The organism is Legionella jamestowniensis (assembly GCF_001467745.1).
In the GTDB taxonomy this organism is placed as follows: Bacteria; Pseudomonadota; Gammaproteobacteria; order Legionellales; family Legionellaceae; genus Tatlockia; species Tatlockia jamestowniensis.
Genome location: NZ_LNYG01000012.1, coordinates 223,254 through 247,388 on the forward strand (window position 1 = coordinate 223,254; position 24,135 = coordinate 247,388).

Here is a 24,135-nt window from a genome sequence, read left to right on the forward strand (position 1 = left end):
TATGCGTTTAAACAAATCTGTAAAAAATGAACGAAGAGACGCGGAGCTACAACGCTTTCGATTAAATTTGCTGATAACTCTTACTATTTTACTATCGTTTGTTCTGATTATTCGCCTCGCCTATTTACAAATTTCACAATTCAAGCGTTACCAGACCTTGTCCCTAAAAAATCAAATGAATGTTATTCCCATTGCGCCTCCAAGAGGTATTATTCTCGATAGGAATGGCATTGTTTTGGCAGAAAATATTCCTGTTTATGTTCTGGAAATCATTCCAGAGCGTGTTAAAAACATGACACAAACGTTAGAAAAGCTCAAAGGTTTACTTCCCTCCATTACTGAAGAGGATATTGATAATTTTCATAAGACGCGCAAACAAAATCGGTCTTTTATTCCCATTCCATTAAAGCTCAAGTTAAATCAGGAAGAAGTAGCTATTTTTGCAAGTAATCAATATCAGTTTCCTGGCGTCAATATTAAAGCAAGACTAATGCGCTATTATCCTTTAGGCGAAGTAACATCGCATATTTTAGGCTATGTCGGGCGTATTAACGTACAAGAGTTACGTCAAGTAGATTCCACCAATTATCGGGCGACAAACTTCATTGGCAAGTCAGGCATTGAAAAATTTTATGAAGATATCCTACATGGTGAGGTGGGTTACCAGCAGGTTGAAATTGATGTAAGCGGCAGAACGGTCCGTGTTTTAAACAAAAAAAACCCAGTCTCTGGCGAAAAATTATATCTCACCATTGACTCGCGTTTGCAACAGGCAGCCTTTGAAGCCTTGAAAGAAAAACGCGGCGCGGTAGTGGCCATTAATACCAAAAATGGTGAAATCCTCGCTATGGCCAGTTCCCCCAGCTATGACCCCAATATTTTTGTTAATGGCATCACGGCGAAAGAATATCAACAGCTGACTACAGCTCGCGATAAACCCCTTTATAATCGGGCAGTAAGAGGATTGTACCCTCCCGCTTCTACCATTAAACCATTCATGGGGTTAGCTGGTTTGGAAAAAGGAGTCATTGATGCACGCTACAGTATTTATGATCCAGGTTGGTTTCGCTTACCCGGTGTTAGCCATGCTTATCGTGACTGGAAAAAAACGGGCCATGGCATCATCAATCTCAAGCGGGCAATAACAGTTTCGTGCGACACCTATTTTTATCAGTTAGGACATAAAATGGGTATCGCTGCTATTGAAGATATGCTTGTACAATTTGGCTTTGGTCAATTGACACATGTGGATTTGAACGAAGAAGCTCCTGGGTTAGTTCCTAATAAGCATTGGAAGCTACAAAATAAAGGCGTGTCCTGGTATCCCGGTGATACTGTAATCACCTCTATTGGACAAGGATTTATGTTAGCTTCACCACTGCAACTTGCAAATGCGACAGCATCTTTAAGTCAAAAAGGTAAGCGCTTTCGCCCACATTTGTTACAAAAATCGGTTCAAAGCGACAATGGTAAAATGCAAGAATATAAAATTCTTGAAGAATACCCCATGCATCTTAAAGATGACAATTATTGGACTATTGTTGCTGAAGGGATGCTAGCTGTCATTACAAGCAATGAGGGGACAGGTTATCGTTTTGGCCGCACTGCACCCTACTCTGTTGCCGCCAAAACAGGCACCGCACAGGTTTTTGGCGGTCATCAATATGAAAAAGTTCGCTATGAAGACATTCCTGAATACTTAAGAGACAACTCATTATTCATTGCTTTTGCCCCTTATGAAGACCCGGAAATTGCATTGGCTGTCGTTGTGGAAAACGATTTTGCGGCTTCGAATGTGGCACGCAAAGTGTTAGATGCCTATTTTGAATTGAAAAAAAATGAAGAGAAATCATGAAAGCACATTCTGTACGTCCGGTTTATCGATTTACAAGCAAATCAATTCATACGGATCTGCCATTGTTAGGTTTGCTCTTAATGTTAATCGCTTTAGGAATGTTGGTGCTCTATAGTGCTTCAAATCAAAACGTAGGTATGATTTTTCGTCAATCCATGCGACTTTCTTTTGCTATAGGCATGATGATGATCTTTGCAGTGATTCCACCGCATAAATACAAAGTTTGGACCCCCTGGATTTATGGCGTTGGATTAGGTTTACTTATCGCTGTCATGTTAATGGGAAAAATTGGAAAAGGCGCGCAACGCTGGTTAGATCTGGGATTGTTTCGCTTCCAGCCCTCTGAAATTATGAAGTTGGCTATTCCTATGATGACGGCCTGGTATTTCGATCGAAAATCACAACCGGTTGATATTAAATCGCTAATAATGGCGGGATTGATTATTTTCTTTCCCGCGTTACTTATTGCCAAGCAGCCCGATTTAGGTACGGCAATTATGGTGGCTGCAGCTGGTTTAAGTGTGGTTTTCTTAGCCGGTATAAGTATGAAAATTCTTTTCATGCTTACAGCATTAATAGCTGGAGCAGCACCCTTGCTGTGGCATTTCATGCACGATTATCAAAAACAACGCGTTTTTACCCTGCTTAACCCAGAACAGGATCCTTTAGGCGCTGGCTATCATATTATTCAATCAAAAATTGCCATTGGGTCTGGAGGTGCTTTTGGCAAGGGATGGCTTGAGGGCAGTCAATCCCATCTAAATTTTTTACCCGAACACGCGACAGATTTTATTTTTGCGGTCAGTGGTGAAGAATTTGGTTTTGTTGGTAGCAGTATTTTAATTCTTCTCATTATCTTGATCTCACTGCGTGGGCTTTATATTGCTAGAAATGCGCAAACAAGTTTTACCCGTCTTTTAGCTGCAAGTTTATCAATGACATTCTTCTTATCCGCCTTTGTAAATATTGGCATGGTGATGGGTATTTTGCCTGTTGTGGGTATTCCTTTACCCTTAGTCAGCTATGGGGGCACCGCGATGGTGACTTTTTTAACCAGTTTTGGCATCCTTATGTCAATTAGCTCGCATCGAATTTTGTTTAATAGTATGTCATTCGGTAGGTAATCGAGAGTAGTTGGATCGAAAACGACCCAACTACTCTGTTAAACTATTCTCTTTAGTGTTCACTACAGTTAAAAGTTCCGTAACTCGGGCAAAGCTCTTGCGATGGATAGCACATGGCCCAAGCTCAATCAGGGCATTGCGATGCATTTCTGTGGAGTAACCCTTATGCGAGGCAAAGCCATAACCAGGATACATTAAATCCATCCTTTTCATTTCCTCATCCCGTAAGACTTTCGCTAAAATAGAAGCAGCCCCAATAGCTGGAACTAAGTTATCGCCATCAACAATTGCTTTGCAAGGAATACTAACTTGGGGAACAAACAAACCATCAATCCAAATTTCATGCGGTTGTATTGGTAGCGCTTCAATAGCACGTTTCATAGCGAGCAAGGTTGCATAGTGAATATTCAACCTTTCTATTTCTTCGACTTCAGCGCGGCCATATGCAAAACAATAAGCTTCTTCCTTAATCTTAGTTGCTAATTCTTGCCGCTTTAAGGGGGTAAGTTTTTTAGAGTCTGTGACACCTTCAATGGGTTTATGCAAAATAACAGCAGCAGTAACTACAGGACCTGCCAGAGGCCCCCTCCCTACTTCATCCACGCCTGCAATATACATGTCCACACCAAAGCTCCTACCTTCGTAAAAGAGCGATGATACCTATTCCAATTTAATTTGGCATCTAAAAAATTTTTACCGCTTATTATTTAAATCAATAGAATAATTATTGATCTTTTTATGGTTTTCTCTATAAGCTTAGCCTTTAATTGTTGAAAGATTGAATTCATTGATTTATTAGTGAGGAAATGCGATCATTCGCACAAATTATTATCAATGTTGTGCTTATGAATAAGGTTAAATGTGCCGTAATCGGCGTAGGCTATTTGGGTCGCTTTCATGCTCAAAAATACAAAATGCTACCGAATGCCGAATTAGTTGCCCTTTGTGACGTAAACCGAGAGGCTTGCGAACAAGTCTCCCAGGAACTTAATGTTCCTGCTTTTCTTGATTATCATGAACTTTTCGGGAAAATCGAGGCAGTAAGTATTGCGGCTACGACCAACCAGCATTATGAAATTGCCAAAGCGTGTCTTGCACGCGGTATCCATGTGTTAATTGAAAAACCAATCACAGAAACTGTTGAGCAAGCCAATGAGTTAGTTGCTTTAGCAAAGCAACATCAGGCTAAATTACAAGTTGGCCATCTTGAGCGCTTTAATGCGGCCAGACTAGCGTTGGATACACATCTTGAGCAACCTTTGTTTATAGAATCGCAACGATTAGCCCCTTTTAATCCTCGGGGTACAGATGTCAATGTCATTCTTGATTTGATGATTCATGATATTGATTTAATCCAGGCAATTGTTAAAAGTCCCATTATTAATATTGATGCGCAGGGAGCACCAATCCTTTCAAAATCCATCGACATAGCGAATGCAAGGCTAACCTTTGAGAATCACTGTGTCGCGAATGTCACCGCCAGTCGTATTAGTTTTAAAACAGAGCGTAAGACTCGGATTTTTCAACCCAACTCCTATATTTCAATTGATTATCAGAATAAACAATTTGCCGTTTTTCAAAAAGGTGAAGGAGAAATGTTCCCTGGCATTCCGGAAATTACCAGGCACCAATCTGTCTTTGAGAAAGGTGATGCGTTATTGGAAGAAATCAAAGCTTTTTTATCTTGCATTGAAAACAATACCACTCCATTGGTTACGGGTGAAGAAGGACGTGATGCATTGGAGGTTGCAGCAAAAATTACGTCATTAATTCATTCCAATTTAAGCCTAAGAAATGCTTTCAGTTAAACGAATTGTTATCATCGCTGGCGAAGAATCCGGCGATAGGCATGCTGCCAATTTGGTTAATCAACTCAAAGAGTGGCAGCCAGCGTTACAAATCAGTGGCATTGGTGGGCGTCATATGCAGAATGCAGGCGTCCATCTTATCAGTGACCTTGCCAGCTTTGGTGTGACAGGTTTGTCTGAGGTTGTCCGCCATCTTAAGGTGATTAAAAACGCATTTGATGCCATTAAATGCCATCTAGAATCAACCAAACCGGACTTATTAATTTTGGTAGACTATCCAGGCTTTAATTTACGCCTAGCCAAATATGCCAAACAGGAATTAGGGCTTCGTATCTTATATTATATTAGCCCCCAAATTTGGGCCTGGAAAGCCAATCGCATTAAAGCAATTCGTGCCACTATCGATAGAATGGCGGTGATTCTTCCTTTTGAGAAAGCACTTTATCAAAAAGCAGGTGTTCCCGTTTCGTTTGTAGGGCATCCCCTCGTTGATAAGGTGCAGTATTGTAACGATGTAGAGGCAGCAAGGATGCATTTGAATTTACCCACTCATAAACGCATGATTGCCATGTTGCCTGGTAGCAGAAGGAATGAAATTGAAAAGCACATGCCTGTATTGGTGCAAACCGCTGAACTACTTAGTCAGCAACACACAGACATACATTTTGTCATCCCCATTGCTCAAAGTTTAAAACCTGAGCTCATACATTCCTACTTTGATAAAAGCAAAATAAGTGTTTCTTTTACCATTGGTAGGGCTACTGAAGTAGTCGCTTGCAGCGATTGTGTTGTGGTAGCTTCCGGCACTGCTTCGCTGGAATGTGCCCTCCTTGAAAAACCGATGTGCATTATTTATAAAGCCTCACTACTTAGCTATATTGCTGCGATGCAAGTCATCAAAGTTAAATATTTGGGGTTATGTAATTTATTAAAAAATGAAATGATTGTACCTGAGCTTTTGCAGTATGATTGCAACCCTAAAGAACTAAGCCGAGTAGTGACGGCTTTACTCACTGATAACGAAGTCATTTCACGGATGGTGGCACGCCTTAAACAACTTAAACTTTCCCTTTCACATCAGGAAGCCGATTGCAGTTTAGCGCAATTGGTTCAGCAAGAGTTAATGGTGTAAATATCTTTCTAAAACATAGCGTCATTTTTTTAGTTACTTCTAGATTATCAATTAACCTTCATGTACAATAAATTTTGCTTTCATATGACAATGAAAGTATTTTGGATAGAATGATTTAACTAAAATAAGGAAGTTATGATGAATGTCATTGATACACAAGCCTCTTCTTCTCAAAGTGTGAAACAAGATCAAGGTCTTCAAGACCTGGTTTATAGCTTGGTGACCCGTTTTTTAGCTGAGAATAAAAATAAACCTATCGATGATCTTTATGACATGATTCTCTCAGAAGTTGAACCACCTCTTTTGCAAGCTGTGATGGAAAAACGACGTGGTAACCAACTACAAGCAGCAAGAATGCTTGGAATCAGCCGAGGCACTATCAGAAAAAAATTACAACGTTACTTTGGTACAAAGTATTTCCGTTTAACAGACGAGTAATTATTAAATCTATTTGATTTATTCTGTTAAATAAACAAAATCTACCAAGGCTTATCTGGGTTTAATGCCTAAGCCAAACGTTGATTATTGTCAAGCGGGGGAGTTCAGAATTTTTGCAATTCTTTATAAAACACTCCCGCCTCAAACCAATAGCCGTTTTCTCAATTGCTAAAATAAAGTATATTGTCTTTGCTCTACTTTTTTACCACATAATAGGTATTCATAATATCGTGGTCGAGATAATGTTTTTCAATTTTTTTGAACCCAGTCTCTCTTAGCATCTGCTCAGCTAACTCCTCTCCCCAGGCAGCACCTAAACCAGCTCCATTTTGTGAGAGAGAAACAGTCATGCAGTGCATGCAGGATATAGCATAAATGAAAGGTGCTAAAGGGCTACCTATGTTTTTTTCTACCAGGCTAGATGTTTTTATATCTTGCATGAGGAAAACACCATCCGATTTTAATGCCCGGTAAACACCTTTTAAAACATCCCCAGGTTTTGCTTGATCATGAATAACATCAAACGCCGTAATCAAATCGTATTTTTCATTTTCATGCCAATTAGACAAATCTTTTTGGATAAATTGAATATTATTCAATGCCCGTTCTCGAATCATCTTTTGTGCGTGCTCTATGGTTTCATCACATAAATCATAACCAGTAAACTGGCTATTCGGAAAATGTCTTGCCATAAGAATTAATGCATTACCATAACCACAACCTATATCCAATACCTCGATACCTTGCTTCAGTTTTTGTATCATGCCATCCATTAGAGGTAAAATCTTATCAAGAAGCGCTGACAAGATGGTTTGTCCACTTTCTTCAGCCATAACTTCATGAAAACGAGGATAGGCTTCATAAGGAACGCCACCTCCATGAATAAAAGCCTCTACCAATGAATCTTCGATGTGGGACAATACAGGAATAAATTGGGCAATCACTGCGAAATTATTAGGAGAAGCTTCGCGTGTTAAAAACGCGGCATGTTCTCGTGGTAAATAATAGCTTTTATTTTCAGCGTTATAATTGATAATACCTCCAGCAACCAGAGCATTTAACCATTCACGCACATAACGCTCTTGCAAATTGGCTTTTTTCGCGATCTCAGCGCTAGTCGAAAAAGGCATTTTACTCAGGGTATCAAATAATTTTGTGCGATGTCCAATGGATAACATTAATGTTAAAGCTGCCTGATTCATCATCATGAGTAAATTTTCAGCGAATTTTTCTGCTTTGTTCTGATCAAAGTTTGGCGTTGTCATATTTTGCTCCCTGCATTTCTCAGTCCCGGCGCGATCCCAATTAAAGTTACTGTTTTAACCTTATAAATAAAATTTCATTTTTGCAAATTAAGAGAGAGGAAATAGTATTAGTAGAATTTAGATTTTATAAGCGTTAAATTCAACGCCTTTTATTACACAACTGCTTATTTTAGAAAAATTTCAGACAACTTGTTCATAAAAACACACAAACAGAGATACCGCATCGCTTAATACTTAGTTAACAATAAGTAAGTTATAATAAACTTAAGTAAAAAACCTCCTAGAGGATAAAAAAGTGGCCAACTTTAAGAAATATTCAGGCAATTATGTTGAAGTCATCGATAAATTAATACCAGTTTTTGGATTCTTAACTGGCTATTATGAGGCACAACAAACAAAAGAAACATACCTTGATGCCTTAGAAAGAGATCTAAATAGAACAGCTTATTTAAGCTACAAATCCTCTGCTGAAGAAATGAAACAACGTCTAGCCCGAACTGAAGGACGTAAAGATTCAGACCTTTCATATACTCAAGGGAATCTCACTGGTGCTGTATTTACTATCAATGGCATGTTAAAAAGACTAGTTGAATCAGGACCACGTGCTGAAGCTGAGGGCACTAAAAAAGGAGCATATGGGTCTATCCGTTTGGCTTATGAAGATGATGCAGGAGTTGATTGTGGTCTATCTATTGCCTATATAAGAAATGATCCTGATCTTGAGAAAGGTGAGCCTTTTGTACCCGTAGAAGAACGCAAACATTATCTTGCAGTGGCTATTATAAAAAATATAACTGCGGCGCCAAAAGACAGAGAAGTTATTTACATTACTGCCCCAACTCCCTTAGCTGATAGTAAAGTGGAAATTCGTTCTGATAAAGACAAGGAGATAAATGCAGAGATTGACAAGGTGCTCGAACATGGCGAGGACATAACCGATCAAGATATACCTGCTGAGCTAGATAAACACCTCAATTCTAAAGGCCTCAGTCACCTATTAAAAGGACTCTTTAAGGGAGATCAACTTTCCCTGGCGCATTTCAATCAACTAGATGAACGCATTGCTGAATCTACAAACATAGATAATCACGATTTTAAAAAGAACCAATTGCAGAGACTAATAGACAATGCAAGAATGAGCCTACCTGAAGATAAAGCTTTAAAACAATATCTCGATGAGGTAGAAAAATACTCTTTAACTGATTTTGATTTTTTCAAAGACGATAACTTTGAAAGAACACTGGAAATGGTTGTTGAACAAATTAATGAACATATGCAACAAATCGTAGATTCAGAACCAGAACGTTCGAAGAAATTTATGCTAAGCCATTTTCTGACTACTTATGCAATGATTGAACTAAATGAAAGGCAAGACTATCAGCGTGAAATGATGTTAGCACAGGCAAAAGTTGTTTTAAAAACGGGAGTTACCCAAGAATTTGACGAGTTGCTATTCCTTGCCCAAGAAAAAGCAGAGAAAGATGACCCTAAAAAGATTTCTGCTCTGAAAGAATTGATTCTCAATGCAAGAAAAAGCCTTCCTGAGCATCAGGAATTACAACACTATCTTAATAGCGAAGAAGAGCGTGCTTTAACTAAGTTAACGTTCTATGATGATTTTGACCAAAAACTAGAAACCATTTTTTATCAAATTAATGAGCATATTGGATCGAAAAATACTCAATTATCCAATGATGCAAAATTAAAGAATCAATTAACGTTTGCTGCAATTAGACTTGAACAATACACCAAAAGTCTAACAGAAGATTCTAAGGAATATCCTCTTAGGGCATGGCTTGGCATGAAAGCAGAGGAGCTGCGTAGCTTACGAGACAATTCCTTAGAAGATGCAGAAATATACAGAGATGTCGAATTTACGCAACTAATTAGCAGTTTCGTTAAACAAGGCCAGGAATTACAAGATAAGGTAATCTTTTTTAGCGAACAGCTTAAAAGGCTTGCCGATCATTTAGAGTCAGATAAAGAAGCGCAATATATACACACTTTTCTTTTAGCAGAAAGCAATACGCTAAAAGGAATAATGGCAAACCCAAGTAAAGCGGAATCTTATAGGGATATGCAGTTTACTGACCTGGTTTCTGAGCTCTTGGATCAAGGGTTCAAAAAGCAGCAGAATGACATTATTAATAACGCTAAAACCCAAATCATACGAAAAATAAGCCCGTTTGATCGAGACAACGCAAACCGTGCAATAGACTTACACACACGTCTTAAAAAAGCAGAACCTGTGCTTCCATCATCAAAATCCGTCCCTCCACAAAAACACGGTCAAAGCTTCTGGCAGCGTCACCGTAACAATATTATAGGAGGTCTTAGCCTCATTTTCTTAACTATCCTAATCACAGGCTTGCTGGCATCTGGTCTTTTAGCTCCTTTGGGCCTTGCTCTTGCAGCAGGGACAGTAACGACAGTGCTTATAGCCGGAGGTGCTACAGTAGGGGGCATAGCTCTGGCAACTACTGCCAAATCTGCCTATGAGGAAAACAAGTGGGCTAACGAAGAATGGGCATATGAAAATAGCAAAGAAAGACAAGAAGAGAAAGCATACGAAATCAGTAAAGATAAATATGACAAAGCCGTTACGGATATAGAAGCTATAGAGAGAAAACGCGATGAGGATTTGTCAGCCCTTGATACCCACTTTAACGAAACAAAACCTGCTATTATGAAGGTAGTCGAAGATAAGCTACTTGTTGAGGAAGATTCTTCTTTGCTATCTGAGGTTACGGCTCTAGACAAAGCTCTCAATAAAGCGGCTGCTCCCCCTATTGACATTATTCAGGAAGTAAGAGCAAAACTTGATGCTGTATCCACTGCTAAGTCATCTACGGAGCTTCCAGAAAAACCACAAAAAGATGTCGTTCACAGTGAAAATGATTTAACCATAGAAAAGAAAGTTCAATAAGGATAAATTTTTGGAGTAAAAGGTATGGGTAATGCGTTTTTTGATAAGGAAGCTGGTTTTTCTACTTATAAGGTAATACTGCAAGAAAATGAGCATCTTTTACGTATGCGACGTCTAGGGCAAGCTGAAGAAGCTCTGCAACGCATGGAACAAGACATTAACGTTCGTAAAGAAGAACTCAATAAAGTTTATACCTTTGTAGAAAACAAGCAGGCAAATTATGAACAATTAGCTAAACAATATGAAATGGCTCCTTCTAAAGCCTTGGCAAAGCAAATGACTGAACTAAAGCAGATACTTGAGATGGTGTATGAGAAGCTCAGACAAACTCAACCGGAAAAAGTGATTGCTGATTTGAGCTCTAAATACGAAGAGTTCAAAACTGAATTAGCACAAAAAAAAGCCTTGATTAATACGCAAGAAAACTTGGATATTCCTACCCATCCCAAAAACGGCATGCCTTAACCTACAACAAACAACATTCTAACACCACTCGTTCGCGGCATCTTGAACTTCGAAATCAGACTGGAACCTCCTGGATACTGCGGACACAAGCCGCAGTATGTAGTGAATAAGAGTATTAAAACGAATATAGCCAGCCAATCTTATTAAATATTTTTTAAGTTTCTTGAGTATAGAAAACCACTGAAGTCACAAATTTCTCTTCAGTGATTTGCCTTGGTTCAAGAACTCTTAAGCCTCCAATAAAAGTTTGTTAACACGGCTTACAAAATCAGCAGGATTGTCTAATTGCCCGCCTTCTGCCAATACAGCTTGTTCAAACAGCATGACAACCCATTCGGAAAAGCGACTGTCATCCTCGATACTGTGCAGGCGCTTTATCAGTGTATGCTCTGGATTAATCTCAAAAATAGGTTTACTTGGCGGTACTTGCTGTCCCGCTGCTTGAAGGATGCGTTGCATTTCCAATCCCATATCCTGCTCATCAGCAACAATGCAAGCTGGCGATTCAGTCAAGCGGTTAGTCAATTGCACTTCCTTTATCCTATCGCCCAATACCTCTTTTATTTGCTTGAGCATGGGTGCCAGCGTCTCTTCCTGCTTTTTAATTTCAGGTGCATCAGCAACATCCAAATCAATTTTACCCTTACTGATAGATTGTAACTTTTTACCATCAAATTCACTCATATAGCCAACCAGCCATTCATCGATGCGATCGGTTAAGAGTAAAACTTCTATGTCCTTTTTCTTGAAAATTTCCAGATGTGGGCTATTTTTGGCTGCATTATAGCTGGATGCAGTCAGATAATAAATTTTGTCCTGTCCATCCTTCATTCGTGAAACATAATCCCTTAACGAGACGTTTTGTTTCTCAGAATCACTTTTTGTAGTGGCGAAGCGTAACAGTTTGGCAACCGCTTCACGATTGCTGTATTCTTCAATGGGCCCTTCTTTAAGAACCAAACCAAATTCATTCCAGAATTTTTGATAGGTTTCAGGCTCTTGGCTGCTAAGCTTATCCAGCATGGAAAGCACACGTTTGGTACAGGCGGACTTAATCGCTTCCACCTGTTTGTTTTCCTGTAAAATTTCACGCGAAACGTTTAATGGTAAGTCGCTGGCATCAATGATTCCTTTTACAAAACGCAAGTATCTAGGCAGAAATTGGGAAGCGTCATCCATAATGAAAACACGTTTTACATATAATTTTAAACCATGCTTCATTTCTTGTTGCCACAAATCGAAAGGCGCATGAGAAGGAATGTATAGCAAACTAATATAATCCTGCTTTCCTTCCACATGATTGTGTGACCAGATCAAAGGATCCTGGAAATCATGAGAAATATGCTTATAAAGCGTCTTGTAATCTTCATCACTAATTTCAGATTTTTGCAATGTCCAAAGTGCAGTCGCTTTATTTACAGTTTCAAACTCCTTCGTTTCTTTATTTTCATCATCCCTCTTTTTCATGACAATTGGCCAACAGATATGATCGGAGTACTTCGTAATAATGTTGCGTAACCGCCAATCACTTAAAAATTCATCTTCATCATTCTTCAAATGAATAATAACTTCAGTCCCTCGTTCCGCCTTCTTTTCGTGACCAATAGTAAACTCCCCTTCACCATTGGATTGCCAAATAATTCCTTCTTCAGCTTTGAGTCCCGCCCGGCGACTTTTTACCGTCACTTTATCAGCGACAATAAATGCAGAATAGAAACCCACTCCAAATTGGCCAATTAAATGAGCATCTTTCGCACTTTCACCTGTTAAATGACTGACAAACTCTTTGGTTCCTGATTTTGCAATTGTCCCTAAATTTTCGACAGCTTCGTCCCAACTTAATCCAATGCCGTTATCTTTAATACTAATGGTGCGATTTTTTTCATTAAAATCAACAACGATACGCAAGTCAGAATCACCTTCATACAACGAAGAATCTGAAAGAGCAAGAAAGCGCAACTTATCCAGAGCGTCCGAAGCATTTGAAACCAATTCACGTAAAAATATTTCTTTGTTGGAATAAAGGGAATGAACTACCAAGTGCAACATTTGCTTTACTTCAGTTTGAAAGCCCATTGTTTGCTGCTTACTTACCATTTATAAATCTCCAAAATTTTTACAATAAAATAATAAAGTTAGACCGATATATGTGGGTTTTATTGATAATTTCAAGGGATATTTTATAAGATATTAGGCTACTTTAATTCTTTAGGCATCTTTTCAACACTTAGTGTTTTTTGTTACCATTCGCCCCCCTTTCACCTTAATAATTCAGATATGAAGATAAAATTAACCTATACAAGAGAAGAACTACTAGCGATGAACACTGGCAAACAAAGCACGCCACCGCCATCGGCTAATATACCTACTGAAATCAGCAGAAATTATCCTAATATCAATACTGTATTTCACCAAAGAACAGGTACTTGCAAACCTATTGAAAAATTGCATGGCTTTGATGAGAACCATCCAGAAGGTTCGGCATCTATTGTTGTGTTTTAAAGTAATACGTTTTTTCTACCTACGCGCTGCTTGTCCGCAGTATCCGAGATCCACTTCTGGGCTCTAAATTTTGGATACCGCGAACAAGTCGCGGTACGTAAGCTTAATATAGTACTTTTTTACGAAATGCCTTGTGCATGAAAAAAACAATTGCTTTGCTTGTTGAGAGCACTTTGCCCTGTTCATCTAGAATTTTAAGGACAAGTTCATGAGCTCCGCGGTCAATTCCTTTTAGGATAAATGTCGATTTTGTCCGAGTTTTTTTTATTATTTTTCCATCACAAAATAATACAAGGGTTTCTTTTGTTTGCAATGGCTGATTTATTTTTGCAATCACTATCAATTCCCCCAAATTATTACGAATGGTTGCCTCATGTTCAGGCTGCACAATTGCTATTTCGGTGGGTTTTGATATTGGGGGGAAGCGAAGCTCCTTCTGTTGTTCAACTTTAGGAGATGAAGACGGATAGGAAACTGATGATAACTCAAGTTTTATAGCACCTTCGTGAGACAAATCGCTAAAATGAATAACACCCTGGCTATCAACCCACTGGTAAATTTCAGCAAACAGAGGATTAACAGCCAGAGTCAATAGAACAATGATACACAGCTTACTGTTTAGAGACTGTAGTACCATTCAAACTCAAGCGGATGAACCATACTTCTAAGCATTGAGACTTCTGCTTCACGAAGTTCAACATAACTCTTGATAAAATCTTTGCTAAATACATCACCTTGCAGTAAGAAATCCTGATCTTCTTGTAGATGATAGACCGCTTGCTCCAGAGAGCTACATACAGTGGGTATATCAATTAACTCTTCCGGTGGTAAATCATATAAATCTTTATCCATCGGTTGGCCAGGATGAATCTTCTTCTGTATACCATCCAACCCTGCCATCATCATTGCCGCAAAAGCAAGGTAAGGATTAGCCATCGGATCAGGAAAACGTACTTCAATGCGACGGGCATTTGGATTGCTTACATGTGGAATACGAATAGCCGCTGAGCGATTACGCGCTGAATAAGCTAACAGTACAGGCGCTTCAAAACCAGGAACCAGGCGTTTGTAGCTGTTGGTAGCAGGATTAGTTAATGCATTCAATGCACGGGCATGCTTGATAATACCACCAATATAATAAAGGGCTGTTTCAGATAACCCCGCGTACTGGTCTCCAGCAAACAAATTCACACCATCTTTTATTAAAGATTGATGGCAATGCATACCATTCCCATTATCGCCTACTAAAGGCTTGGGCATAAAGGTAGCCGTTTTTCCGTAATTATGAGCTACATTATGAATAACGTATTTCAGTAACTGCAGCTCATCTGCCTTTTTCATTAAGGTATTAAAACGTGTTGCTACTTCACATTGATTAGCGGTAGCGACTTCGTGATGGTGTGCTTCTACAACCATCCCCAATGACTCAAGCGTTAAACAAATGGCAGAGCGGATATCTTGTGATGAGTCTACCGGTGGGACTGGAAAATACCCGCCTTTAACACTTGGTCTGTGGCCAATATTTCCGCCTTCAAATACTTTTTCCGAATTCCATTGGCCTTCATCAGAATCTATTTCATAAAAAGAACCCCGAATGTTATTGCCCCACCTTACACTGTCAAACAGGAAAAACTCAGGTTCAGGACCGAAATAGGCTTTGTCCGCAATTCCAGTAGATTGCAAATAGGCTTCAGCACGTTTTGCGATGGAGCGGGGATCTCTGTCATACCCTAACATGGTTTGAGGATCAACCACATTACAACGAATAATTAATGTACTATCCTGATAAAAAGGATCAGGCAGAATTGTCTCTAGATCTGGAATTAGCGCCAGATCTGACTGATGAATTTTTTGCCAACCTTTAATTGACGACCCATCTATCATCTTTCCATTTTCAATAAAATCATCATCAACTGCGGACTCCGGAAGGGTTATATGTTGCTCCTTTCCTCGAGTATCGGTAAATCGCAAGTCAATAAATTTTGCATCATGTTCTTTTATTGCCGCAAGTAGTCTATCTTTACTCATTCTTTCCTCCTAGATTGGCCACAGCTAGTCTACCCTAAGTGACTTACTAAACCCAATAGATTAAACTGTTATATCTTCAACTATTTTATTAACCAACCTATGGGCGCCTATCATTATCAAGCGCTAAGTAAAACAGGAAATACCACAAAAGGCGTTATCGAAGCAGATTCTGAACGTCATGCACGTCAACTCTTGCGTGAACGAGGTATGATTCCCACCCAAATTCGTACTTTAGCTAAACAACAGCTGACTCGCCGAAAAGATAAATTATCCTCACAGGATCTTGCACTCTTCACTCGTCAATTAGCTACATTACTTGCTGCAGGTATTCCTGTTGAAGAATCCCTGCGAGGGGTAAGTGAACAAACTGAAAAAGATAAAGTACGTGAATTAATTATAGGCGTTCGTGCGAAAGTTGTGGAAGGATATGCCTTAGCACAAGCGATGGGTGAGTTCCCTAATGCCTTTCCCGAATTATATCGTGCAACTGTAGGCGCAGGAGAACAAACAGGACGATTGGATTTAGTATTGGAAAAGCTTGCAGACTATACGGAAAATCAACAGGAAACACGTCAAAAAATTCAACAAGCCCTTATTTACCCCTCTTTGATGATACTTGTATCCACTGCGATTATTAGCTTCTTACTTGCCTTTGTTGTTCCTAAGATCATTGAAGTTTTCACCAGTAGTGGCCAATCACTACCCGGCATGACCCAGGTTTTAATTACTATTAGTAATTTTCTTAAATCCTATGGTCTAATTGTGTTATTATTGTTCGTTTTATTTTTAATTGTTTTCAAAAAAAGTCTTGCAAATACTAATATTCGCACGGGTTGGCACAAGCTTTTGTTAAGATTACCAGTAACGTCCTATTTGGTTAGATCGGTGAATGTAGCCCGTTATATCCACACCTTTGGCATCTTGTTTGCCGCAGGAGTAAGTGTACTTGAAACCATGCGTGTTTCATCAAGCTTAGTCACCAATCTTGTAATGCGCAATGCGTTTGATCAGGCAACTATTCGTGTACGGGAAGGGACAGCTATAAGTCAGGCTCTTAAAGAAACTGGTTTTTTAAATCCAATGGCGATTCATTTAATAGCTAGCGGTGAAAAAAGCGGACAGATTGCGACAATGATGGAGCGTGCGGCATCGCACCTGGATAATGAAGTGAAACGACTCATTGACACCGCATTAACGCTGTTAGAGCCATTAGTCATTTTATTGATGGGGGCTGTTGTCCTTTTTATAGTGCTAGCAACTTTATTACCTATCTTTTCGATGGAGCAATTAGTTACTTAGTTTAATTTAGTAAATAGCAGGAGTTTTTGAATGAGTAAAGAAAGTGGTTTTTCATTAATTGAAATCATGGTGGTTGTAGTGATTCTTGGTATTCTTGCCTCGATTGTTGTACCTAAAATTATTAGCCGTCCTGACGAAGCGAGAGTTGTTAAGGCAAAACAAGACGTTTTGGCGATTCAAAACGCGCTTGACCTTTATAAATTAGATAATGGCATTTATCCAAGCACTGACCAAGGATTGATTGCCCTGGTTGAAAAACCCACCTCCAATCCTGTACCACGAGACTGGAAACAATATTTACATTCCTTGCCCAAAGATCCTTGGGGCCGTGATTACCTTTATCTGAATCCAGGCGAACACAGTGAGGTTGACGTTTTTACGCTTGGTGCAGATGGCCAACCCGGTGGAACAGGCATTAATGCCGAAATAGGTAACTGGAATGCGCGCTAAGGGATTTACCCTGATTGAAATCCTGGTGGTGTTGGTCATCATCGGCATCACCCTTGGCTTTGCATTATTAGCTTTTGGCGATTTTGGTGCTTCGCGACGAGTCATGATAACAGCAGAGCAATTTACCAATTATCTTAAACTTTTGCAGCATCGCGCCATAATTGAAATGAAACCTTTTGGCCTCACTATCAATCAAAATAGCTATCAAACCTTTCGTTATGAACAAGAAAGCTGGAAACCCATGTCTGCAAAATCGATATTTAAACCTCAAATCTTTCCGGATAATCTTGTTGTGAAATTTCAATCCCCTAAAAGCAACCGTAAATATCCCGATATTATTGTCAATGCATCAGGTGATATGACAGCATTTACTTTATATTTCGGCACTATCCAGAAGCCTAATATGGTTACTTTGGTAGGCAATCATAACGGACAGATTGCTTTCGTATTTCCTGAAGTATCATGAAGCAGTTATCCTCATCGTTTAATGAAAAAGGATTTACATTAATTGAAGTGCTCTTGGCTCTGGCAATTATCGCCATTGCGCTCACTGCCCTTCTTAAGGCCACGGCGCAAAATGTAGGCAATACGCAACGAATTCAAGAAAAATCAATTAGCCACTGGGTAGCCATGCAAGGGGTATCCATGGTGCAATTAGGATTATTAAATCCCACATCAAGCCAGGAAATTACTGAATCAACCACGATGTTAGGACAACGGTGGTACTTTCGTGTTAAAAGTGGCGCAACTGCCATAAAATCAGTGCAACAAATTACAATAACCGTTAGTAAAAACCAGGCTGGTCCTTTCACCAACCCTTTGATAGCCTTCCGGTACCACCATGAATAAAAAATCAGGGTTTACCTTAATTGAAATTTTGATCGCTCTGGCAGTATTTGCCATTTTGGCAACAGTGACTTCTTCTGTGATGTATTATGCTTTCAATACCAGGGCAAGAGTAAACCAACAGGCTGATCGACTTAATACAGTGCAACTCGCTTTACTTTTGCTAGAAAGAGATATTACACAAGCAATTCCTCGTGCAGTTTTTGGCAATGAAATGCATTTTTTCCCCGCTTTTATTGGTCAACCTGCCTATTTTGAACTAACAAGGCTTGGTCTTGAAAACCCTCATAGTCTTGAAAAGAGAAGCAACCTGCAGCGTCTTGCTTATGTTTGCAAAAATAATCAGCTTATACGCCGTATTTGGCCAACACTTGATACCACCAATAGAGATAGATATGAAGACAGAATTGTTCTAGATAATCTTACTGCATGCCGATTTGCCTATCTCAATCATAATTTACAGGTTCTACCCGAATGGCGTGAAAATGCCGTTCGCCAAAATCAAAAGACAGAGCCATTGCCCAAGGCAATTCAAATTAATCTGACACTAAGGGATTGGGACAAAATCAGTTTACTTTTTATTATTCCTGAGGCTTTGTATGCTGAGCAATAAATCGAAACAAACTGGAAGTGCCCTCATCTCGGCATTATTTATCATGACCATGGTTGCCATTGCTGCCACAGCGATGAGCTCTCGCCTGCAGCTGGATATTAACCGAGTTCGTCTAGGCATACTTAGTGATAAACTTTACTTGGCTTCTCAGGCAGTTTCTTTCTGGTCGTTGAATCAATTGAGTATGAAAAAAAACTATACAAGTAGTGACAGCGCAGGAAAAATTCTTGAGTTTCCTCGAAAATTACAAACAATTTATCCGGAGCTAATAATAAAAGGGAGTCTATATGATTTGCAATCACGCTTTAATTTAAACAATTTAACCGATAAAAAATATGCCTCTACGTTCCTAAAATTATTAGAGAAAACTCCCACCAAACTTAATCCAGCGCAAAGAGGACAACTGGTATTAGCCATTTACAACTGGATAACCCCCTATCAACCCGGAAGAGGCCAGGATGAGTTTCTAAACTATTATTTGCATCAAAAACCACCTCATTATCCTGCCCAACAATTGCTGCAACATTTATCTGAATTCCGGCTGATAAAAGATGTAAATGCACAACTTTATATGACGTTAGCGAACTTTCTAACGGTACTTCCAGAAGTAACGCCAATAAATATTAACACAACCTCTCCAGAAGTTTTGGCAAGTCTAGGGAATGGCTTAAATCCATCACAAGTTAATGAATTAATTGAAGCGCGTGGCGATACAGGCTTTCAAGATACTAAACGTCTTGGCCCTATCTTGCAAAAATTGAATATTCGTAGTGAACAAGTAACGATTGAAAGCCAATATTTTCTTAGCATTGCTTTTGTTTCAAATCAGGAACTAAATTTAACAGTCTATACCGTACTTAAGCGAAGCAAAGATAAAAAAGGGAATATAACAGTCAGTGTAATACGAGAAAGTTTAAATTCGCCCTAAGTCGAAAAATAAAAACCTGAGGCACCTTTGCACAGGACAAAATTTTATATGTCGTCGTTGCGAACAAAGTGAAGCAATCCAGAACAAATTTTTGTTTAAAGATCGTACTGGATTGCTTCGCTGGCGCTCGCAACGACGCGATCCTAAATTTTTGTCCTGTGCGGAGCAGGATCCAATGACGTAAATAGCAGGTAATTGATTTTATTAAATACCCTATTCTATACTGCGCATAAAGTGCGGTACATCGGCAGTCTATAAAAATATCTTACTAAACAACCAATTACTCTATTTGTTTTGCAACTATCTCTCAGGGATAAACCGTAGTATGTAGGAATAAGATTTGTTGCTTTATTTAAGCATCATCAATCATTTTTAACTGCTCTTTTAAGGCTCCATAAGCAGCCTCAATATTGATATAGATTTTATTTCCTAAATAATAAGATAAAGAACCATCATCCGTTGCTCTATTAGCCTGCAAAGCAACATTAAACTGCAGATTTTTTAATCGACTAAAATCACGACGCTGAGTTACAAAGTAAAAATTACGATAGCTTGATTGAGGAATATAATTTAAAGCCTTTGCATCTGTCGCTAGCGAATGATGAGGAAAATATTCTTTTATTGAGTACCCTCGATTATTATGAACAGCAATCACTTTTCCTGGGGGAATAGAACATATAATCTCTCTCGCAAGCTTTCTAACCTCATGATGAGCCTCGCGTGAATAGGAGCCGAACTGTTTTAGAGTTTTTGTAATTCCTTTATTCGTAAAAATACGATTAGGATCGAATTCATAGCGCGTACCATGCAAATAGAAAACAATATTACGATTTCCTGAATGTTTTAAAGTGATTAACGTCCCTCCATGGTGTTTTACATATATCTTTGCTGCTTGCAAAGCGGTAACCTCATTCTCGTGCAAATGAACAAGTGTTTTCCCATGGCCAGGCTGTTTAATAATATTAACTTTTGTATTATCACCCAGTTTCACAGTACAAGTCTGTGCATAAAGGACATGACATACTAAAAATAACAGTAAGGCAAAATATTTCATAAAAATTTATAGGCTCAAATGGTGCATTATACTTGATTGATTACTATTCAATCAACTTAATATCCCTACTATTAGACTAACCTACCTACACGACCTGAGGGTATTTAGCATGAAATTAACGTTAAACTCAAAAAATTACTAGCTTGTACGAAACAAAAATTCTAGAATCGCGTCTTTGTAAGCCCTAGCGAGCAATCTAGTACTATTTTTGCACAAAAACCTGTTCTGGATTGCTTCACTTTTTCGCAATGATTCTATAAAAAACCTTTCCTCTACAAAACTCTGTGCGAGACAAAAATTTAGAATCACGTCTTTGCGAGCGCTAGCGAAGCAATCTAGTGCTATCTAAACAAAAATCTGTTCTCGATTGGCTTCACTTTTTCGCGACGACTTCATAAAAAATTTGTCCTGTGCAGAGATCAACGAATTGAAATCGAGTAACATAATGATTGTAGGGAGAATACTTTAGTGATGAGTGAAGTTATTATTGAATTACCCGTGGTTGTTCTTTGTAAAATCACATAGGCTCATTATTGACCATTTTAAAAAAAGATAGTAACCTCTCTTTTTTATCAATCTATGGGAAGATAATAATGCCTTATTCAAAATTTACCTATTCATCTAATCAGGCAGGATTAAATAGACAAGAAGTCTTTACCTCTTTAGTAGATGAGTTACAGCAATTCCCATATCAACAAGATAAGAATTTTCATCCCGGTGTATTAAACACAGAAAAGCTTCCCCTAAATAAAGGGGAGTGCATCATTCGATCATCTGGCTCAGTAGCAGGCTGTATTAGTATTGAATATTGTACCCCTGAAGGCATAAGGTATGCTTATCGCTTACAAAGAGTGATGCAGCATCAGATGCCTTTGTTTGAAAACAAGTCTGAAGCAAATGACGGTTCGAAAAAAATAGCAACCTCTTTAAACGTCATTGCTCAAAATATGGGCAATCGTGTGCCAGATACTTATGCCACTGCAGAACGGCTTTCTTTTAGAGACCTAATAGCAGCGCTAGAGGAAATTGGCTTAACAGTGGTTAAACGCCCACCGATAGAAACAGAAGCCGCTTTTCCACATCGCTTTCTACATCTTTTATTTGCTTACCTTCATACATCTACAACAGGGAATGAATTAAAAAAATATAATGCCTGTAATTTTGCTATTTTTCATTATTATGGATTGTCTCGTGAAGTAAACTCAGAGAAACCTGATCGAATTTATTATTGGGTTTATCAAAACAATACAGCACCTAAATTAAGTTCAATTCCTTACGAAAAACTTTTAAAATGCGTTAAATTTTATTTACTAAAGAAATATCCTGATCAGCCTTTTTCTGACATTAGTAGTGAATTAGAACAAGTCGTACCTATGAACAAGAGCGGCCATCGAATCGCTGAAGAAAATCCTTTGATCAGTGCACAATCATTAGAATCTATTGAAAAGGATTTGGTGTACTGGGATCGTCAAAAGCCAGGTAGTCTGCAACATGACGTTGAAAGCATGGATTTATCCACATTAGACTTTGCAAGAATGTTTGCTAATAATAGCGATAACAATAACATGAAGAGAAGTTCCTCTTTAGAAAATCTTTGGTGTCGATTATGGTCCACAAAAGAAGAGGAAGAAGAACAGGCAGATAGCCCAGAAGAAAACTACAATACATCCCCTACAGGTGGACAAAGTTATTCTGGTTTTTGATTAACTCAGTATAAAACTTTAAGCTAAGATATTCCGGTCATTTCAAACGTGGAGGGAACCATGAGTAAACAGCTGTGCATGCACTGTTATATTTCAGGAAAAGTGCAGGGAGTCTGGTTTCGAGCCTCAGCCCAGGAAGAGGCAAAAAAGCTAGGAATTAATGGCTGGGCACGAAATTTGGCCGATGGGCGGGTCGAAATTCTTGCTTGTGGTGATCAAAAACAGCTTGAAAAATTTGAGCACTGGTTAAAAAATGGGCCGCCTCTCGCTGAGATTACCAGTTATAGCCGAGAAGATCTGGCCTGGAAGGAATACAGCGGATTCGATACATTCTGAGAACAATCCGTCAATTTTTCTTTTGCATTTGCTGAAAGAGTTGATCGCCCATTTGTTTCTCTTGTGGAGACAGGGTGGGCTCCAAACGGGAAAGTTCTTTTGCTGCCTGTTCATTTTTATTAGAAGCCGCGAGCTTTAACCAGGCGTAGGCCTTGCTAAGATCTTTATTTACGCCCAATCCTGCCAGGTAGAGATAACCAAGCTTCCCTTGAGCCATGGTATTGCCTTGGTTCGCTGCTTTGCTAAACCAATAAGCTGCTTGCTGATAGTCCTTATCAATACCTGTGCCACTCAATAAAAGTTGTCCCAATTCGGCCTGGGCTTGAGCATTGCCCTGTTCCGCAGAGGCATGATACCAATAAGCCGCTTTTTCAGAATCTTGCTCCACACCTAATCCTTTCAAATATTGATAGGCTAAATGAGCCTGTGCATTTTTATGTCCTTGATTGGCAGCACTAGAAAACCAATAAGCAGCAGCCCGCTGATCTTGGGCAATGCCATATTTACCTGTGTATAAAAGACCAAGACTATACTGTCCTTTAGCATCCCCTTGTTCAGCCGCCTTTTCATACCAGTACAAGGCTTTTTCTACATCTTTCGGGGCACCTTGTCCCATCATGTACTGATAACCCAGGTTCACTTGGGCGCGTGCATAACCCTGCTCAGCAGATTTTTTAAACCAGTCAAATGCTTTTGTTTCATTCGCTTCAACACCATCCCCCACGGCGTACATTAAACCAATATTACGTTGGGCTATTGGATTACCTTGCTCCGCAGCTTTCATATACCAATGAAAAGCTTGCTGAAAATCTCTTTTGACCCCCTGTCCATTATCATAAAGGAAGCCCAAACTAAGTTGAGCCAGTGCATTATTTTTTTTCGCTGATTTCTCATACCATTCTTTGGCTTTTGTATCATCCTTAATTACTCCGAGGCCATATTGATACATGCGCCCAATCAAGTACATCGCTTCTTCATTACCTTCATTCGCAGCTTGGACTAGATGGGAATAAGCCGTAGCATAATCACCATTTTCATAAGCGGAAAAACCAACAATTACATCGGCAAAAACTGAGTTGGCAAAAAGAACAGCGGCAATAAAAAACTTACTCCGCATGCTGACCCCCAAGTTATACTCTTATTAAAAGCGTAGAATATCCAGGCAACAAAGCCAAATACGGTAGAAAGTTTTGGAGTAAAATTTACAAGAATACTGACTAGGGATAAATTCTTAGCGTAGGTTAAAATCGCATAAGCAGCAGCTTAAGTTGTAAAATTTAAATCTTAAAAAATAAAACCGAAATACCCACAACCAGCATGGGTTTTTCAGTACAATCTGATAAAGACTCAAAATAAAGTGTGT

23 protein-coding genes are annotated in these 24,135 nt (G+C 39.0%); 16 read left to right on the forward strand and 7 right to left on the reverse strand.

The features are described 5' to 3' along the window. Window position 1: 1 nt before the first annotated feature. Together mrdA and rodA are read left to right on the forward strand one after the other, a co-directional pair. Complete coding sequence (mrdA, locus tag Ljam_RS04170; protein WP_058448868.1) at window positions 2-1,855, forward strand: penicillin-binding protein 2; 1,854 nt, start codon at window positions 2-4, stop codon at window positions 1,853-1,855. Continuing rightward, the gene (rodA, locus tag Ljam_RS04175; protein ID WP_058448869.1) at window positions 1,852-2,979 is read left to right on the forward strand and encodes a rod shape-determining protein RodA; all 1,128 of its coding nucleotides are present in this window, start codon (window positions 1,852-1,854) and stop codon (window positions 2,977-2,979) included. The genes mrdA and rodA overlap by 4 nt, the downstream gene beginning before the upstream one ends. A gap of 30 nt (window positions 2,980-3,009) precedes the next feature. Here rodA and rnhB read toward each other — a convergent pair whose 3' ends face one another. Continuing rightward, window positions 3,010-3,597, reverse strand: a complete 588-nt coding sequence (rnhB, locus tag Ljam_RS04180) for a ribonuclease HII (protein WP_058448870.1) — start codon at window positions 3,595-3,597, stop codon at window positions 3,010-3,012. 227 nt (window positions 3,598-3,824) lie between these two features. On the opposite strand from rnhB, the gene Ljam_RS04185 reads away from it, so the two are divergent. From Ljam_RS04185 to Ljam_RS04195, 3 genes are all read left to right on the forward strand, one after another. Next, window positions 3,825-4,787 (forward strand): Gfo/Idh/MocA family protein, encoded by a 963-nt coding sequence (locus Ljam_RS04185; protein ID WP_058448943.1) that lies wholly within the window; start codon window positions 3,825-3,827, stop codon window positions 4,785-4,787. Beyond that, window positions 4,774-5,919 (forward strand): lipid-A-disaccharide synthase, encoded by a 1,146-nt coding sequence (lpxB, locus tag Ljam_RS04190; protein WP_058448871.1) that lies wholly within the window; start codon window positions 4,774-4,776, stop codon window positions 5,917-5,919. Before Ljam_RS04185 ends, lpxB begins: the two co-directional genes overlap by 14 nt. A gap of 138 nt (window positions 5,920-6,057) precedes the next feature. Further along, window positions 6,058-6,357 (forward strand): helix-turn-helix domain-containing protein, encoded by a 300-nt coding sequence (locus Ljam_RS04195; protein WP_058448872.1) that lies wholly within the window; start codon window positions 6,058-6,060, stop codon window positions 6,355-6,357. A 194-nt stretch (window positions 6,358-6,551) separates the two neighbouring features. On the opposite strand, the gene Ljam_RS04200 is transcribed toward Ljam_RS04195, so the two are convergent. Further along, on the reverse strand, window positions 6,552-7,622 hold the full coding sequence (locus Ljam_RS04200) for a class I SAM-dependent methyltransferase (protein ID WP_058448873.1): 1,071 nt from the start codon (window positions 7,620-7,622) through the stop codon (window positions 6,552-6,554). A gap of 295 nt (window positions 7,623-7,917) precedes the next feature. Between Ljam_RS04200 and Ljam_RS04205 the strand changes: the two genes are divergently transcribed. Both Ljam_RS04205 and Ljam_RS04210 read left to right on the forward strand, forming a co-directional pair. Continuing rightward, window positions 7,918-10,548, forward strand: coding sequence for a hypothetical protein (locus Ljam_RS04205; RefSeq protein WP_058448874.1), 2,631 nt, complete (start codon window positions 7,918-7,920; stop codon window positions 10,546-10,548). A gap of 24 nt (window positions 10,549-10,572) precedes the next feature. Further along, on the forward strand, window positions 10,573-11,013 hold the full coding sequence (locus tag Ljam_RS04210; protein ID WP_058448875.1) for a hypothetical protein: 441 nt from the start codon (window positions 10,573-10,575) through the stop codon (window positions 11,011-11,013). 228 nt (window positions 11,014-11,241) lie between these two features. On the opposite strand, the gene htpG is transcribed toward Ljam_RS04210, so the two are convergent. Further along, window positions 11,242-13,110 carry a molecular chaperone HtpG gene (gene htpG / locus Ljam_RS04215; protein ID WP_058448876.1) on the reverse strand — a complete coding sequence of 623 codons (1,869 nt, stop codon included), beginning with the start codon at window positions 13,108-13,110 and terminating at the stop codon, window positions 11,242-11,244. A gap of 222 nt (window positions 13,111-13,332) precedes the next feature. Here htpG and Ljam_RS04220 point away from each other — a divergent pair, with 222 nt between their 5' ends. Then, window positions 13,333-13,515: a hypothetical protein gene (locus Ljam_RS04220; RefSeq protein WP_058448877.1), complete on the forward strand. Its 183-nt coding sequence runs from the start codon at window positions 13,333-13,335 to the stop codon at window positions 13,513-13,515. A 103-nt stretch (window positions 13,516-13,618) separates the two neighbouring features. On the opposite strand, the gene Ljam_RS04225 is transcribed toward Ljam_RS04220, so the two are convergent. After that, complete coding sequence (locus tag Ljam_RS04225) at window positions 13,619-14,152, reverse strand: DUF4124 domain-containing protein (RefSeq protein ID WP_058448878.1); 534 nt, start codon at window positions 14,150-14,152, stop codon at window positions 13,619-13,621. Continuing rightward, on the reverse strand, window positions 14,134-15,543 hold the full coding sequence (gene glnA, locus Ljam_RS04230; RefSeq protein ID WP_058448879.1) for a glutamate--ammonia ligase: 1,410 nt from the start codon (window positions 15,541-15,543) through the stop codon (window positions 14,134-14,136). The genes Ljam_RS04225 and glnA overlap by 19 nt, the downstream gene beginning before the upstream one ends. A gap of 99 nt (window positions 15,544-15,642) precedes the next feature. Between glnA and lspF the strand changes: the two genes are divergently transcribed. The 6 genes from lspF to gspK are packed head-to-tail and all read left to right on the forward strand — an operon-like array spanning window position 15,643 to window position 19,679. After that, entirely contained in the window at window positions 15,643-16,842 is a 1,200-nt protein-coding gene (lspF, locus tag Ljam_RS04235) for a GspF family T2SS innner membrane protein variant LspF (RefSeq protein ID WP_058448880.1), read from the forward strand. Window positions 16,843-16,872: 30 nt separating this feature from the next. Continuing rightward, the gene (gene lspG, locus Ljam_RS04240; RefSeq protein WP_058448881.1) at window positions 16,873-17,292 is read left to right on the forward strand and encodes a GspG family T2SS major pseudopilin variant LspG; all 420 of its coding nucleotides are present in this window, start codon (window positions 16,873-16,875) and stop codon (window positions 17,290-17,292) included. Next, window positions 17,282-17,758, forward strand: coding sequence for a type II secretion system minor pseudopilin GspH (gspH, locus tag Ljam_RS04245; RefSeq protein WP_058448882.1), 477 nt, complete (start codon window positions 17,282-17,284; stop codon window positions 17,756-17,758). Before lspG ends, gspH begins: the two co-directional genes overlap by 11 nt. After that, window positions 17,755-18,141 carry a type II secretion system minor pseudopilin GspI gene (gspI, locus tag Ljam_RS04250; protein WP_058448883.1) on the forward strand — a complete coding sequence of 129 codons (387 nt, stop codon included), beginning with the start codon at window positions 17,755-17,757 and terminating at the stop codon, window positions 18,139-18,141. The genes gspH and gspI overlap by 4 nt, the downstream gene beginning before the upstream one ends. Next, complete coding sequence (gene lspJ, locus Ljam_RS04255) at window positions 18,134-18,751, forward strand: GspJ family T2SS minor pseudopilin variant LspJ (protein ID WP_058448884.1); 618 nt, start codon at window positions 18,134-18,136, stop codon at window positions 18,749-18,751. The genes gspI and lspJ overlap by 8 nt, the downstream gene beginning before the upstream one ends. Further along, window positions 18,738-19,679 carry a type II secretion system minor pseudopilin GspK gene (gene gspK, locus Ljam_RS04260; protein ID WP_058448885.1) on the forward strand — a complete coding sequence of 314 codons (942 nt, stop codon included), beginning with the start codon at window positions 18,738-18,740 and terminating at the stop codon, window positions 19,677-19,679. Before lspJ ends, gspK begins: the two co-directional genes overlap by 14 nt. A gap of 352 nt (window positions 19,680-20,031) precedes the next feature. Here the strand turns inward: gspK and Ljam_RS04265 are convergent, their stop codons facing one another. Then, the gene (locus tag Ljam_RS04265) at window positions 20,032-20,733 is read right to left on the reverse strand and encodes a Cof-type HAD-IIB family hydrolase (protein ID WP_058448886.1); all 702 of its coding nucleotides are present in this window, start codon (window positions 20,731-20,733) and stop codon (window positions 20,032-20,034) included. A 533-nt stretch (window positions 20,734-21,266) separates the two neighbouring features. On the opposite strand from Ljam_RS04265, the gene Ljam_RS04270 reads away from it, so the two are divergent. Both Ljam_RS04270 and Ljam_RS04275 read left to right on the forward strand, forming a co-directional pair. Beyond that, a complete protein-coding gene (locus tag Ljam_RS04270; protein WP_131762348.1) occupies window positions 21,267-22,436 on the forward strand; it encodes a hypothetical protein in 1,170 nt (389 codons plus the stop codon). A 60-nt stretch (window positions 22,437-22,496) separates the two neighbouring features. Next, entirely contained in the window at window positions 22,497-22,772 is a 276-nt protein-coding gene (locus tag Ljam_RS04275; RefSeq protein WP_058448888.1) for an acylphosphatase, read from the forward strand. A gap of 10 nt (window positions 22,773-22,782) precedes the next feature. Here Ljam_RS04275 and Ljam_RS04280 read toward each other — a convergent pair whose 3' ends face one another. After that, window positions 22,783-23,889 (reverse strand): tetratricopeptide repeat protein, encoded by a 1,107-nt coding sequence (locus Ljam_RS04280; RefSeq protein WP_058448889.1) that lies wholly within the window; start codon window positions 23,887-23,889, stop codon window positions 22,783-22,785. Window positions 23,890-24,135: the final 246 nt, after the last annotated feature.

Coding starts and splice junctions, on each gene's coding strand:
- mrdA (WP_058448868.1), top strand. CDS start 2: ATGCGTTTAAACAAATCTGTAAAAAATGAACGAAGAGACGCGGAGCTA.
- rodA (WP_058448869.1), top strand. CDS start 1,852: ATGAAAGCACATTCTGTACGTCCGGTTTATCGATTTACAAGCAAATCA.
- rnhB (WP_058448870.1), bottom strand. CDS start 3,597: ATGTATATTGCAGGCGTGGATGAAGTAGGGAGGGGGCCTCTGGCAGGT.
- Ljam_RS04185 (WP_058448943.1), top strand. CDS start 3,825: ATGAATAAGGTTAAATGTGCCGTAATCGGCGTAGGCTATTTGGGTCGC.
- lpxB (WP_058448871.1), top strand. CDS start 4,774: ATGCTTTCAGTTAAACGAATTGTTATCATCGCTGGCGAAGAATCCGGC.
- Ljam_RS04195 (WP_058448872.1), top strand. CDS start 6,058: ATGAATGTCATTGATACACAAGCCTCTTCTTCTCAAAGTGTGAAACAA.
- Ljam_RS04200 (WP_058448873.1), bottom strand. CDS start 7,622: ATGACAACGCCAAACTTTGATCAGAACAAAGCAGAAAAATTCGCTGAA.
- Ljam_RS04210 (WP_058448875.1), top strand. CDS start 10,573: ATGGGTAATGCGTTTTTTGATAAGGAAGCTGGTTTTTCTACTTATAAG.
- htpG (WP_058448876.1), bottom strand. CDS start 13,110: ATGGTAAGTAAGCAGCAAACAATGGGCTTTCAAACTGAAGTAAAGCAA.
- Ljam_RS04220 (WP_058448877.1), top strand. CDS start 13,333: ATGAACACTGGCAAACAAAGCACGCCACCGCCATCGGCTAATATACCT.
- Ljam_RS04225 (WP_058448878.1), bottom strand. CDS start 14,152: ATGGTACTACAGTCTCTAAACAGTAAGCTGTGTATCATTGTTCTATTG.
- glnA (WP_058448879.1), bottom strand. CDS start 15,543: ATGAGTAAAGATAGACTACTTGCGGCAATAAAAGAACATGATGCAAAA.
- lspF (WP_058448880.1), top strand. CDS start 15,643: ATGGGCGCCTATCATTATCAAGCGCTAAGTAAAACAGGAAATACCACA.
- lspG (WP_058448881.1), top strand. CDS start 16,873: ATGAGTAAAGAAAGTGGTTTTTCATTAATTGAAATCATGGTGGTTGTA.
- gspH (WP_058448882.1), top strand. CDS start 17,282: ATGCGCGCTAAGGGATTTACCCTGATTGAAATCCTGGTGGTGTTGGTC.
- gspI (WP_058448883.1), top strand. CDS start 17,755: ATGAAGCAGTTATCCTCATCGTTTAATGAAAAAGGATTTACATTAATT.
- lspJ (WP_058448884.1), top strand. CDS start 18,134: ATGAATAAAAAATCAGGGTTTACCTTAATTGAAATTTTGATCGCTCTG.
- gspK (WP_058448885.1), top strand. CDS start 18,738: ATGCTGAGCAATAAATCGAAACAAACTGGAAGTGCCCTCATCTCGGCA.
- Ljam_RS04265 (WP_058448886.1), bottom strand. CDS start 20,733: ATGAAATATTTTGCCTTACTGTTATTTTTAGTATGTCATGTCCTTTAT.
- Ljam_RS04275 (WP_058448888.1), top strand. CDS start 22,497: ATGAGTAAACAGCTGTGCATGCACTGTTATATTTCAGGAAAAGTGCAG.
- Ljam_RS04280 (WP_058448889.1), bottom strand. CDS start 23,889: ATGCGGAGTAAGTTTTTTATTGCCGCTGTTCTTTTTGCCAACTCAGTT.